Origin of the sequence: Serratia sp. AS12 (genome assembly GCF_000214195.1) — a bacterium.
In the GTDB taxonomy this organism is placed as follows: Bacteria; Pseudomonadota; Gammaproteobacteria; order Enterobacterales; family Enterobacteriaceae; genus Serratia; species Serratia plymuthica.
The window spans coordinates 2,832,149-2,845,111 of the sequence record NC_015566.1; the positions used below are offsets into that span (position 1 = coordinate 2,832,149).

Consider the following 12,963-nt stretch of genomic DNA (forward strand, 5'->3'; position numbering starts at 1 on the left):
CGGGGGCTTTTGGGCGCTGTGCCCGATGGATCAGAGTTTCAGCTTCGCATAGTCCATCAGGCGCGAGAACATACCGCCGTTGTTTACCGGCTGCAGCACCACCAGCGGCAGGGTTTTCAACAGTTTGCCGTTATCGCTGATGCGGATCTCCCCAATCGGCTGCCCCTGTGCCAACGGGGCGTCAAGGCGCGACGGGGTTATCACATACTGAGCTTTCAACTTGTCCGCCTCGCGCTTTGGCAGGCTGAGGTATTGATCCTGCTCACTGCCCACCGGCACAAGGTGGCGATCGCCATACCACACTTTTTCCTGCCCCAGCGTTTGCCCGGCACTAAACAGATGCACGGTGGCAAAATCTCGCAGACCCCAGGTCAGCAGTTTACGGGCCTGATCTTCTCGCCCTTTTGCGCTTTTACCGCCCATCACGACAGCAATCAAACGCCGGTCGCCTTCGGTTGCGGAGGCAATAATGTTAAAACCGGCCGATTCGGTATGGCCCGTTTTCAGGCCATCAACCCGCAGGTTTTTATCCCACAGCAGCCCATTGCGGTTCTGTTGGGTAATCCCGTTCCAGGACAGCGATTTCTCGCTGTACATATGATATTCCGCCGGTTCGCTCATGATGATGGCACGCGAAATCACCGCCAGATCGCCGGCCGTAGTGAACTGGCCTGGCGCGTCCAGCCCGTGGACGGTTTCAAAATGGGTATTTTGCAGGCCAAGCTGAGTGCTTTTTTCATTCATCAGTTTGACGAACGCGGCCTGGCTGCCCGCCACGTAGTCCGCCATCGCCACGCAGGCATCGTTGCCGGAGTCAATAATAATGCCGCGACTGAGATCGCGCACCGTGACCCTGTCACCGGGTTTCAGGAACATCAGCGAGGAACCCTTGAACACCGGATTGCCCTGCGCCCAGGCGTCTTTGCCCACGGTCACCACGTCATCCAGGCCAATTTTGTGCTGATCGAGCGCATGATCAATCACCAATCCGGTCATCAGTTTGGTCAGGCTGGCCGGATTGCGCCGCTCGTCCGCATTGTTCTCCGCCAGTACCTGACCGGTGGTGTAATCCATCAATACGTAAGAAGCCGCGTCTATCGCCGGCGGTGTATTGAGAGGGAAACTGAGTGGCGCATCCGCCGCCTGTACCGCCAACGGCAGCCAAATTCCGGTTATCACAGACAATACTGAACGCTTCACTCACCCATCCTTAAATAAAATTCTAATATAATCCGCGAGATAGACTGCACTAAAGGAATGCTCAGCGGAATCATTAGTCTTTTTCAGGGGATAACATAGTGAAACTATTTGTATGTCCAGCCGAGGAGCAAGACAACGCGCGATAAATCCGCTCTATGCCGCGATTACCTAATTCTATTAGACGCTCATGCCCTACCCACCTAAACTTGCGACATAAATACCTATAACGATTAAAGAATCGTTTACTTTTTAGCTACAACACATGCGAAGACAATCATGAAATTCAAACCGTCAATAAAGCCGTATACCGGCGCGGCAGGCGGCTGGGGTTCACTCGAAGCCACCACGCGCTACGTGCTCGACAGCAAACAGACGCTGAAAAATCTGCGCAATCTGATGCGCGTGAATAAGGTGCGCGGCTTCGACTGTCCGGGCTGCGCCTGGGGCGACGACAATCACAGCACCTTCAGCTTTTGCGAAAACGGCGCCAAGGCGGTCAGTTGGGAAGCCACGCGCAGTGCGGTTGAACCGGCGTTTTTCGCCACCCACAGCGTCAGTACCCTGCAACAGCAAAGCGACTATTTCCTCGAGTATCAGGGGCGCATTACCCATCCGATGCGCTATAACGCCGAAACTGACCATTACCAGCCGATCGGTTGGCCGGACGCGTTGGCGCTGATCGCCCGGCACATCCAACAGATGGATAATCCAAACCAGATCGAACTTTATACCTCCGGCCGCGCCAGCAACGAAGCCTCTTATCTGTATCAGCTGTTCGGCCGCATGCTCGGCACCAGCAATTTCCCCGACTGCTCGAACATGTGTCATGAGGCCAGCGGCGTCGGGTTGAAACAAAGTATCGGCGTAGGCAAAGGCACTATTCGCATGGATGATTTTGAAAAAGCCGACGCCATCTTTGTGTTCGGCCAAAATCCCGGCACCAACCATCCACGCATGCTGCACAGCCTGAAAAACGCTGCCGCTCGTGGGGCGCGCATCGTCAGTTTTAATACCCTGCGCGAACGCGGTCTGGAGCGCTTCGCCGATCCGCAAAACCCTATTCAGATGTTGACGCCGGCATCTTCGCCGATAAGTTCTGCTTATTTTCAGCCCAACCTCGGCGGGGATATGGCGGCAGTACGCGGCATGGTGAAAGCTCTGCTGGAAAACCATCGCCAGCGTTTGGCTGCCGGTGAATCAGGCCTGTTCGATTTGGCGTTCATTGAGCAGCACAGCGTCGGCGTGGAAAGCTACCTGGCGCAGGTGGAGGCCACCTCCTGGGATCACATCATTCAACAGTCTGGCCTCAGCGAAGCGCAGTTGCGGCAGGCGGCGGCAATTTATCAGGGCGCCGAACGGGTGATTTGCACCTGGGCGATGGGCATCACACAGCATAAGCATTCGGTGCCGACGGTGCGCGAGATAACCAATCTGCAACTGCTGTTCGGTCAGTTGGGTAAACCGGGCTCCGGCCTGTGCCCGGTTCGCGGCCACAGCAACGTACAGGGCAACCGCACCATGGGCATTGACGAGAAATCACCCAAGGCGCTGCTCGACAGTCTGGAAAAACATTTCGACTTCTCCCCACGACGCGAGCCGGGCCATAACACGGTAGAGGCTATCGAAGCGATGCTGCGCGGTGAAGTGAAGGTGCTGCTGGCGCTGGGCGGCAACCTGGCGGCGGCCGCACCGGATACCGAACGCACCGCCCGTGCCCTGCGCTGCTGCGATCTGACAGTGCATATCAGCACCAAGCTCAACCGCAGTCATCTGGTCACCGGTAAAGACGCGCTGATTCTGCCAACGCTGGGGCGTACCGAGCAGGATCTGCAGGCCAGTGGCCCGCAGTACATCACGGTAGAAGATTCATTCAGCATGGTTCACGCCTCCGAAGGCGTCGGTAAACCGCTGGCGGATACCCAACGGTCGGAAACCGCCATTGTCTGTGGCATCGCCGATGCGGTGCTGGGCAACGAGCCGTTGGACTGGCTGGCGCTGGCGGATGACTATTCGCTGATCCGCGACCATATCGCCGCCACCGTTCCCGGTTTCGAGGATTTCAACCGTCGCTGCGATCAACCCGGCGGTTTCTATTTGGGTAATGCCGCCGCCGAATTGCGTTTCGCCACGCCTAGCGGTAAAGCGGAATTCAGCGCAGCCCCGCTGCCAAAGAGTCTGCTCCCGGATTTCGGCGGCAAAAAAGCGCCCTTTACGTTGCAAACCCTGCGTTCCCACGATCAGTACAACACCACCATCTATGGGTTGGACGACCGCTATCGCGGCGTGTATGGCCAGCGTGAAGTGCTGTTCATCCACCCGGAAGATCTGGCGGCGTTGGAGATGCAGGACGGTGAGTTGGTGGAGATCGAAACCCTGTGGAATGACGGCGTCATTCGCAAGGTGAGCGGTTTCAAACTGGTGAGCTACGATATTCCGCGCGGCAACCTGGCGGCCTATTATCCGGAAACCAACCCGCTGGTGCCCCTGGCCAGCTTTGGCGACGGTACCGGCACGCCGACTTCCAAATCCATTCCGGTGACGATCCGCCGCTGCGCGGCGCAACCGACACGGCGTATCGCCTGACCTGATGCGCCCGGTTTACGCCGGGCGCATGACGCTCTGCGGCCACCTTGCGCGCGGCGGTTTTCTTTCCCGCCTTTTGATCGTCGGATATTCAGTAAAATCGCGTGCTAACGCAGGAAAACCGTGACGTTAGGCTTGCCCGCAGCGGGTGATTCGCGTAAAACTGTCTGCCGCAAATCTTGCCACTCACAACCCATTCACTGGACGATATGTTTCAAGATAACCCGCTGCTGGCGCAGCTTAAACAGCAACTTCACTCTCAGACCCCGCGCGTTGAAGGCGTAGTAAAAGGAACTGAGAAAGGCTTTGGCTTTCTTGAGGTCGACGGTCAAAAGAGCTATTTCATCCCACCGCCGTACATGAAGAAAGTCATGCATGGGGATCGCGTGATCGCCACCCTGCACACCGAGAAAGAACGCGAAATCGCCGAGCCGGAAACCCTGGTCGAGCCATTCCTGTCGCGCTTTGTCGGCCGCGTGCAGAAGCGTGATGACCGCCTGTCCATCGTGCCCGACCATCCGTTGCTGAAAGACGCGATTCAGTGCCGCCCGGTGCGTGAACTGACCCACAACTTCCAGGCCGGTGACTGGGCGGTAGCGGAAATGCGCCGCCACCCGTTGAAAGGCGATCGCGGCTTCAACGCCGATCTGACCCACTTCATCACCGACGGCGAAGATCATCTGGCTCCTTGGTGGGTCACGCTGGCTCGCCATAATCTGGAAAAAGAAGCACCGGAGATGGTGGCCATCAGCGAACCGGACGCCGCGCTGCCGCGTGAAGATCTGACCGCGCTGAATTTTGTCACCATTGACAGCGCCAGCACCGAGGATATGGACGATGCGTTGTTCGTTCAGGACAACGACGACGGCTCACTGCAACTGACTATCGCCATTGCCGATCCTACCGCTTACGTAGAACAAGGCAGCCCGTTGGATGATATCGCCCGCAAGCGCGCCTTCACTAACTACCTGCCGGGCTTCAACATTCCGATGTTGCCGCGCGATCTGTCTGATAACCTGTGCTCGCTGCGCCCGAACGAACGCCGTCCGGTACTGGCTTGCCGCGTCACCATCGGTGCCGATGGCGCGTTGGCTGACGACATTCGTTTCTTCGCCGCCGAGATCGAGTCAAAAGCCAAACTGGTTTATGACGAAGTGTCCGACTGGCTGGAAGGCATTGCCGGCTGGCAGCCGCCAAGCAACGAGATTGCACAGCAAATCACCCTGTTGAAACGCGTCTGTGATGCTCGTAACGCCTGGCGCCACCAGCATGCTCTGGTGTTCAAGGACCGCCCTGATTACCGCTTTGTTCTGGGCGAAAAAGGCGAAGTGCTGGACATCATCACCGAACAACGCCGCACTGCCAACCGTATCGTTGAAGAGTGCATGATTGCCTCCAACGTGTGCGCCGCCATCGTACTGCGCGATCGCCTGGGCTTCGGAATTTACAACGTGCATACCGGTTTCGATCCGGCGCTGGTTGAACAGGCGGTTACCGTGCTGCAAGCCAACGGTGTGGAGGCCGATGCCGAGAAACTGCTGACGCTGGACGGGTTCTGCGAACTGCGCCGTCATCTGGACTCGCAACCTACCCAGTTCCTCGACAGCCGTATCCGCCGTTCCCAGACCTATGCCGAGATCAGTACCACGCCAGGCCCGCATTTCGGCCTGGGGCTGGAAGCCTACGCCACCTGGACCTCACCGATCCGTAAATACGGCGATATGGTCAACCACCGTCTGCTGAAAGCCATCATCGCCGTACAGCCTGCCGAAAAACCGCAGGACGACGTGACGGTCCAATTGGCGGAACGCCGTCGTCTTAACCGCATGGCGGAGCGTGACGTCGGTGACTGGCTGTATGCACGCTACCTGAAAGACAAAGCCGGCACCGATGAGCGCTTCAATGCGGAAATCATCGACGTGACCCGCGGCGGCCTGCGCGTACGCCTGCTGGACAATGGTGCTGTCGCCTTTATCCCCGCGCCGTTTATTCACTCGGTGCGTGATGAAATGGTCTGCAGCCAGGATACTGGCACGGTGCAAGTGAAAGGCGAAGTCGTCTATCGCCAGAGCGATACTCTGCAGGTCAATATCGCCGAAGTGCGTATGGAAACCCGCAGCGTGATCGCCCGACCGGCGGCATAATCTTGCGAGAGTAGCCCAACGTCATGTAAACACCGGCAGGGAAACCTCCGGTGTTTTTTTTCGTCGGTTGACAAGGCTACATCGGTGAAAGGGCCCGAATGATGTGAGGCGTCGGTATCGCCGTTTTACGTCCCTTACAGGTCCCCGCAACAGCGACATCACATTGTTTTTACGCTATTACTCAACCAGCATCACATTTCTCATCCGACCTGCTACTTTTCGCGCATAAAACTCCTATTTTTAATCTGTATTCATTCTCTATAAGAACACCTCTTTCTTTATCTCTGTACACCAAGGAGTTGTTGATCATGAAAAACGTCAAGTCCGGGATCATCTGGCTGGTGGTGGCGTTAGTCGGTGCATTTGCCTTCGCCATGCTGGCGCTCAGCCGCGGAGAGCATGTTAACGCGTTCTGGCTGGTGGTGGCTGCCGTCGCCTGTTACAGCATCGCTTACCGTTTCTATAGCCTGTTCATCGCCAAGAAAGTGTTTGAGCTTGACGACCGCCGTATGACGCCGGCGGAACGTCGTAACGATGGCCTGGACTATGTCCCGACCAACAAGTGGGTGCTGTTTGGTCACCACTTTGCCGCCATCGCCGGCGCCGGGCCACTGGTGGGGCCGATTCTGGCCGCGCAGATGGGCTTTTTACCGGGCACCATCTGGATCCTTGTCGGCGTAATGCTGGCCGGTGCGGTGCAGGACTTCCTGATCCTGTTCATTTCTACCCGCCGCGACGGCCGCTCGCTGGGTGAAATGGCCAAACAGGAACTCGGCGCCTTCGCTGGGGTGATCACCATGCTTGGTGCTCTGGGCGTGATGATCATCATTCTGTCTGCGCTGGCTCTGGTGGTGGTAAAAGCGCTGGCCGACAGCCCCTGGGGGCTGTTCACCATCGCCGCTACCATTCCTATCGCGCTGTTTATGGGCGTGTACATGCGTTTTATCCGGCCGGGGAAAATCGCCGAAATCTCGGTGGTCGGCTTCGTGCTGATGCTGCTGGCGATCATTTACGGCGGCAATGTCGCGCAACACCCTTACTGGGGCCCCTTCTTTACGCTGCATGGCACCACGCTGACCTGGGTGCTGGTGATTTACGGTTTCGTCGCTTCGGTGCTGCCGGTATGGCTGTTGTTGGCGCCCCGTGACTATCTTTCCACCTTTATGAAGATTGGCGTCATTATCGGGCTGGCGATAGGCATCGTCTTTGCCATGCCAGAAATGAAAATGCCTGCGGTATCACGGTTTATCGACGGCAGCGGCCCGGTATTCGCCGGTTCACTGTTCCCGTTCCTGTTTATCACCATCGCCTGTGGCTCGATTTCCGGCTTCCATGCGCTGGTATCCAGCGGCACTACGCCGAAACTGGTGGAACGTGAAAGCCACATCCGTTTTATCGGTTATGGTGCCATGCTGATGGAGTCCTTCGTGGCCATCATGGCACTGATTTGCGCCTCGGTGATCGACCCCGGTGTTTACTTCGCCATGAACTCTCCGGCGGCGCTGATTGGCACCACGGTGGAAAATGCTTCTCAGGTCATCAACAGCTGGGGCTTTATCATCACGCCGGAAACCCTGACGATGATTGCCAAAGACGTGGGTGAGCATTCGATCCTGTCGCGCGCTGGCGGCGCACCGACCTTTGCTGTGGGGATGGCGCACATCATCACCGAAGTGTTTAACAGCCGTGCGATGATGGCGTTCTGGTATCACTTCGCCATTCTGTTTGAGGCGCTCTTCATTCTGACCGCCGTCGATGCCGGCACCCGCGCCTGCCGCTTTATGGTGCAGGATCTGGTTGGCGTGGCGATCCCTCGGCTGGCCAACACCCGCTCATGGTTCGGTAATCTGGCAGGGACGACGGTGGCCGTCGCCGGTTGGGGGTTCTTTGTTTATCAAGGTGTGGTCGATCCGCTCGGCGGTATCAACACCCTATGGCCGCTGTTCGGCATCGGCAACCAGATGCTGGCCTCAATGGCGTTGATCCTCGGTACCGTGGTGCTGTTTAAAATGAAAAAACAGCGCTACGCCTGGGTGACCATTCTGCCAACCGTCTGGTTGTTCATTACCTCGATGACCGCCGGCTGGCAAAAAATCTTCCACGAGAAACCCAGCATCGGCTTCCTGGCGCAGGCGAAGAAATTCTCCACCGGCATTGAACAAGGCACACTGATTGCCCCGGCCAAATCGCTGAAAGATATGGAAACCATTGTCTTCAGCAACCAGATTAACGCGGCTTTGTGTGCGTTCTTTATGCTGGTGGCGGTAACCATGCTGGTTTCTGCGTTCTTTGTGATCCGCCGGGCGCTGAACGCCAGCCAACCTACGGCAAATGAGTCGCCAGTCGTCTTGCGTGAAGAAACTAGTTAAGCAGGTTGGTACCGAATGCCCCCTGCCAATCCTGCTCGAACTTTTCGACCGCCGCCTGTACCGCCGGAGCGGCAAGGAACTGTTCGGCTACATCGACAGGCAAGGTAATGGACTGGCAACCCGCCAGCAGGCACGCCAGTGCCTGCCGCGGGGTCTTGAAACTGGCGGCCAGCACCCGGGTGCCCGGTGCATGCAACGTCAGCAATTGCTGCAGTTCATGCACCATTTCGATGCCGTCACCGCCCTGCGCGTCCAGCCGGTTAACGTAGGGGGCTACGTATTCCGCGCCGGCCAGCGCCGCCAACAGCCCCTGGCCGGCACCGTAGACTGCAGTGCCCAGCGTTGGGATAGACATCGATTTCAGTTTTTTAATCGCCGCCAACCCTTCTGCGGTCGCCGGGATCTTGACCACCAACCCAGGCACTCGCTGATGAAGCAGCGCCGCCTCCGCCACCATGCGCTCGGCATCGTTGGCCATCACTTGGGCAAACAGCTTGCCGGTCCCGCCCAGTGCATCACGCAGCGCCGGCAGCACCTCCCAAATGGGTTTCCCCTCTTTGGCGACAATGCTCGGATTGGTAGTGACGCCGTGCAGCGGCAGAATGCGTGCCAGACGTTTTACAGCATTCACATCAGCGGTATCGAGATAAAGCTCCATGACGAACTCCTGCATCTTCTGTGGACGAACTCAAACTCTCATCATAGTAGGACAAAAGAACTTATGATTTTTGATCACAATCAAATCAATTTTCATTCAAAACCCCTTTAATATGAAAACCCAGTAATTGAATGGCTGATGACTTGCGCTCCTCACTCGGCAGCGCTATTCAATCCCTGCCGATCCGAGCATTTGCAGCGTAGTCTGCTCACATCGCTGGATATTCCGCTTTCTTTACCGCATCATCTTCTGACGCGTAGGGTGGTATTATTGCGCGAACAGAACATACTATTTAAACAATAAATATTAGCGGCCACACATTGGTAGCCGCACATCAGGTCGATATGAATTCAAGACAACAAACAATTCTGCAGTTGGTGAACGAACGCCAAAGGATCAGCGTCAGCGATCTGTCGCGCACCACCGGTGTTTCAGAGGTCACTATCCGTCAGGATTTGAACCTGCTGGAGAAGCGCAGCTATCTGAAACGGGTGCACGGTTCTGCGCTGGCGCTGGAAAGCGACGACGTCGATGCCCGCATGATGTCCAATTTTTCTCTCAAGCAGAAGCTGGCGCGATTTGCCGCTGCACAGGTTAACGACGGCGAAACCATCTTTATAGAAAGTGGCAGCACCAATGCCCTGTTGGCACGCTATATTGCCGAGCGCAAAACCATCACGCTGATCACTGTCAGCCACTATATCGCCAACCTGCTGAAAGAGAGCGATTGCGAGGTGATAGTGCTGGGTGGCATGTATCAGAAAAAGAGTGAGACCGTGGTAGGGCCATTGACGCGCATGTGCATTCAGCAAGTGCATTTCAGCAAGGCGTTCATCGGCATTGACGGCTACCATGCGGAAACCGGCTTTACCGGCCGCGATATGATGCGCGCCGACGTGGTCAACGCCGTGCTGGCGAAGGGCGTGGAAAATATCGTGCTGACAGACTCGTCTAAATTTGGTCAGATCCAACCCAATCCTTTGGCACTGCATGGAAAGGTTGATCGGGTGATCACCGATTCGCGCCTGGAATTGGAGTATCAACATCAGTTGAAACGCCAGGGAGTTCGGTTGGACAGGGTCAGCGATTAAACGCCCCATGGAACGGCGGGCATAGGTTGCCCGCCTGATGATCACTGCCCGTAATAGGCGTTTTTGCCGTGCTTGCGCAAGTAGTGTTTATCCAGCAGCGTTTGCTGCATGTTCGCCAGCCCAGGCGTCAACTGGCGTGAAAAAATCCCCATATAGGCAATTTCCTCCAGCACGACGGCATTGTACACCGCGTTCTCCGCGTCTTTCCCCCAGGTAAATGGACCGTGCGAATGTACCAGTACCGCCGGCATGCTGGCCGGATCCAATCGCCTTTCGCGGAAGGTTTCGACAATCACCCTGCCGGTCTCCCATTCATAACGCCCGGCGATTTCCTCATCCCGCATTGTTCGCGTACAAGGAATGTCACCGTAGAAGTAATCGGCATGAGTCGTGCCCCAGGCGGGAATATCCTGGCCGGCCTGCGCCCAGATGGTGGCATGTCGCGAATGGGTGTGCACGATGCCGCCGAGCGCGTCGAACTCAAGATACAATGCCCGGTGGGTATCACTGTCTGAAGAGGGTTTTTTATTGCCCTCCACCACCTTGCCGCTTTCGAGCTCCACCACAACCATGTCGTCACGGGTCATCACCGCATACTCCACCCCCGAAGGTTTGATCACCATCAGCCCTGCCTGGCGATCGACGGCACTGACGTTGCCCCAGGTGAAGGTCACCAGATGATGGTGTGGCAATGCCAGATTAGCGTCCAATACCTGCTGTTTGAGATCGTTGAGCATTTGTCTTTCCCGGTTAAGCCTGTCTGCGAATATTGTCGGTAGGCCGGCGACGGGGCGGTATGGCATAAATCGCTAAAGACCGCGTAGGCTTCTGCTGGATGCGGAGTTCTGTGGGGTTAGCGGCGAATTGCTCATATCAACGAAGGAGAGGCATCTGGAATTTCGGACTATTTACCTGTTTATTGGCCAACGGAAGCTTATAGTGAATTTGGGCAGAGAGACCGCTTTCAACTTTTTATTGTTCTGCCTTTAACAAATAATGCCATTTTTTATATCGATACTGTATGGGAGCCGATAGCAGGCCGAATTTATGGTTCACGCCTATACTTAAAGGGCACTTCCATATAGCCAATGCTAAGGAGAAGTCATTATGATGATTATCAATAAACGTTTCGCCACCGCCGCTCTGGCACTGACTCTGGCGTTTTCACTCAGCGCGTGTTCCAACATGTCCAAACGCGACCGTAACACCGCAATTGGTGCCGGCGCAGGGGCCGTAGGCGGTGCAGTGCTGACCGATGGCAGCGCATTGGGTACGCTTGGTGGGGCCGCCGTTGGGGGTATCATTGGTCATCAGGTAGGCAAATAACCTGCCCGGCCACTTCATCTACCTCTGCCGACAGGCTGGCAAAAGCGTTTTCGCTTTGACGCATTAAGCATAATAAAGATTATTTCAGGTCTGTTTTACCTTCAATCCATGGCGTTTTCGCCATCGACGGGCTCCGGTCCGACAGCACGACCTAAGCCATGCCGCAGCTATTACACCGCGGCATGGCACTCCGCCTGCAGCCGTTAACCGCCCGCCAGCTTGACCTTCATTCCTTTGGCTTCCAGCAACTGCTTAAGCAGATCGCGCTTATCGCCCTGGATCTCGATCACCGCGTCTTTGACCGATCCGCCGCAGCCACATTTCTTCTTCAGCTCTGCCGCCAGCTTTTCCAGCGCCGCATCGTCCAAGTCAATTCCGGTGATCAGGCAAACGCCTTTCCCCTTGCGTCCGCTGGTCTGGCGCTGAATGCGCACGATGCCATCACCCTTGGTTCGCTGCGGTTTGGCCTCTTCTTGCTTGATACGTCCGCTGTCGGTGGAATAAACCAGCCGGCTATTGTCGTCATTCATCTCGAGCCCCTCAGGCCAGGGAAGCGCGAATAGCGCTCAGCGTAGCGGCAGGATCGGCGGATTGGGTGATCGGACGCCCAATCACCATATAATCTACCCCGGCGGCCTGTGCCTGCACCGGCGTCATAATGCGGCGCTGATCGCCGGCTGCACTGCCTTCTGGACGAATGCCTGGCGTGACCAGTTGGAACTGACGCCCGCAGGCCGTTTTCAGCCGTTCAGCTTCATGCGCCGAACAGACAACGCCGTCCAGCCCGCAATCACGGGTCAAACGCGCCAACCGCTCAGCCTGCTCAGCCGGGGAAATATTGATGCCGATAGCCTGCAGATCCTCCGCCTCCATACTGGTAAGAACGGTAACGGCGATCAACAACGGCGCCTCTGCGCCATAAGGCAGCAACGCCTCTTTAGCAGCGGTCATCATGCGTGCACCGCCGCTGGCGTGGACGTTAACCATCCATACGCCCAGTTCGGCCGCGGCCGCTACCGCATGGGCCGTGGTATTGGGGATATCGTGGAATTTTAAATCCAGGAATACGTCGAAGCCACGATCGTGCAAATCGCGCACCAGCTGCGGCCCAAACAGGGTGAACATTTCTTTGCCCACTTTTAACCGGCAGTCCTGTGGATTAATGCGATCGACAAACGCCAATGCGGCGCCAATATCTGCGTAATCCAACGCAACGATGATTGGAGATGATTTTAAGTCATTGTTATTGATGTTATTTTCAGACTTCATTTCTTCTACCTTCTTTAAAATGGACATAACCAGGTAACAACCCACCAAACTGACCGCCGCATTCTACATGCCGGCCGGCAGAAATCCCAGCCGCAGCGCACCCTGCCGTTAAGTAATGTTAATCCATCGTTCGTCATCAAGCGTCAATAAAGCTTCAAAACCAATAGCGCAGACAGCGTAAAGCGCCGTAAAGATGCGTAAATTATCAATCAGATATTTTGAATAAGATACTCAGCATTATCAGATTTTAAATCCGCAGGGATGCTTTATTATTCAACTCATCGGAAGCGAGCTGCTTCCAACCTAAAAAAACTGACTGGAGT

The 12,963-nt window shown here is 56.2% G+C and carries 10 protein-coding genes; 5 read left to right on the forward strand and 5 right to left on the reverse strand.

The window, feature by feature from the left end:
- Positions 1–30: 30 nt before the first annotated feature.
- Positions 31–1,200 (reverse strand): serine-type D-Ala-D-Ala carboxypeptidase DacD, encoded by a 1,170-nt coding sequence (gene dacD / locus SERAS12_RS13170; protein WP_013813121.1) that lies wholly within the window; start codon positions 1,198–1,200, stop codon positions 31–33.
- Between the two features lie 276 nt (positions 1,201–1,476).
- Here dacD and SERAS12_RS13175 point away from each other — a divergent pair, with 276 nt between their 5' ends.
- The 3 genes from SERAS12_RS13175 to SERAS12_RS13185 all read left to right on the forward strand — a co-directional run bounded on the left by SERAS12_RS13175 (position 1,477) and on the right by SERAS12_RS13185 (position 8,296).
- Positions 1,477–3,783, forward strand: coding sequence for an FdhF/YdeP family oxidoreductase (locus tag SERAS12_RS13175; RefSeq protein WP_013813122.1), 2,307 nt, complete (start codon positions 1,477–1,479; stop codon positions 3,781–3,783).
- A 209-nt stretch (positions 3,784–3,992) separates the two neighbouring features.
- Positions 3,993–5,927 carry an exoribonuclease II gene (locus SERAS12_RS13180; protein WP_013813123.1) on the forward strand — a complete coding sequence of 645 codons (1,935 nt, stop codon included), beginning with the start codon at positions 3,993–3,995 and terminating at the stop codon, positions 5,925–5,927.
- Positions 5,928–6,235: 308 nt separating this feature from the next.
- Complete coding sequence (locus SERAS12_RS13185) at positions 6,236–8,296, forward strand: carbon starvation CstA family protein (RefSeq protein WP_013813124.1); 2,061 nt, start codon at positions 6,236–6,238, stop codon at positions 8,294–8,296.
- Here the strand turns inward: SERAS12_RS13185 and fsa are convergent.
- Positions 8,289–8,954 carry a fructose-6-phosphate aldolase gene (fsa, locus tag SERAS12_RS13190; RefSeq protein WP_013813125.1) on the reverse strand — a complete coding sequence of 222 codons (666 nt, stop codon included), beginning with the start codon at positions 8,952–8,954 and terminating at the stop codon, positions 8,289–8,291. The genes SERAS12_RS13185 and fsa overlap by 8 nt on opposite strands.
- A 344-nt stretch (positions 8,955–9,298) precedes the next feature.
- Here fsa and SERAS12_RS13195 point away from each other — a divergent pair, with 344 nt between their 5' ends.
- A complete protein-coding gene (locus SERAS12_RS13195) occupies positions 9,299–10,045 on the forward strand; it encodes a DNA-binding transcriptional regulator YciT (protein ID WP_013813126.1) in 747 nt (248 codons plus the stop codon).
- A 41-nt stretch (positions 10,046–10,086) separates the two neighbouring features.
- Here SERAS12_RS13195 and araD read toward each other — a convergent pair whose 3' ends face one another.
- Positions 10,087–10,782 carry an L-ribulose-5-phosphate 4-epimerase gene (gene araD / locus SERAS12_RS13200; RefSeq protein ID WP_013813127.1) on the reverse strand — a complete coding sequence of 232 codons (696 nt, stop codon included), beginning with the start codon at positions 10,780–10,782 and terminating at the stop codon, positions 10,087–10,089.
- A 370-nt stretch (positions 10,783–11,152) separates the two neighbouring features.
- Here araD and osmB point away from each other — a divergent pair, with 370 nt between their 5' ends.
- Positions 11,153–11,371 carry an osmotically-inducible lipoprotein OsmB gene (gene osmB / locus SERAS12_RS13205; protein WP_004945176.1) on the forward strand — a complete coding sequence of 73 codons (219 nt, stop codon included), beginning with the start codon at positions 11,153–11,155 and terminating at the stop codon, positions 11,369–11,371.
- A gap of 203 nt (positions 11,372–11,574) precedes the next feature.
- Here the strand turns inward: osmB and yciH are convergent, their stop codons facing one another.
- Entirely contained in the window at positions 11,575–11,901 is a 327-nt protein-coding gene (gene yciH, locus SERAS12_RS13210; RefSeq protein ID WP_004945179.1) for a stress response translation initiation inhibitor YciH, read from the reverse strand.
- Positions 11,902–11,911: 10 nt separating this feature from the next.
- Positions 11,912–12,640, reverse strand: coding sequence for an orotidine-5'-phosphate decarboxylase (pyrF, locus tag SERAS12_RS13215; RefSeq protein WP_013813128.1), 729 nt, complete (start codon positions 12,638–12,640; stop codon positions 11,912–11,914).
- Between the last annotated feature and the right edge of the window lie 323 nt (positions 12,641–12,963).

Coding starts and splice junctions, on each gene's coding strand:
- SERAS12_RS13175 (WP_013813122.1), top strand. CDS start 1,477: ATGAAATTCAAACCGTCAATAAAGCCGTATACCGGCGCGGCAGGCGGC.
- SERAS12_RS13180 (WP_013813123.1), top strand. CDS start 3,993: ATGTTTCAAGATAACCCGCTGCTGGCGCAGCTTAAACAGCAACTTCAC.
- SERAS12_RS13185 (WP_013813124.1), top strand. CDS start 6,236: ATGAAAAACGTCAAGTCCGGGATCATCTGGCTGGTGGTGGCGTTAGTC.
- fsa (WP_013813125.1), bottom strand. CDS start 8,954: ATGGAGCTTTATCTCGATACCGCTGATGTGAATGCTGTAAAACGTCTG.
- SERAS12_RS13195 (WP_013813126.1), top strand. CDS start 9,299: ATGAATTCAAGACAACAAACAATTCTGCAGTTGGTGAACGAACGCCAA.
- araD (WP_013813127.1), bottom strand. CDS start 10,782: ATGCTCAACGATCTCAAACAGCAGGTATTGGACGCTAATCTGGCATTG.
- osmB (WP_004945176.1), top strand. CDS start 11,153: ATGATGATTATCAATAAACGTTTCGCCACCGCCGCTCTGGCACTGACT.
- yciH (WP_004945179.1), bottom strand. CDS start 11,901: ATGAATGACGACAATAGCCGGCTGGTTTATTCCACCGACAGCGGACGT.
- pyrF (WP_013813128.1), bottom strand. CDS start 12,640: ATGAAGTCTGAAAATAACATCAATAACAATGACTTAAAATCATCTCCA.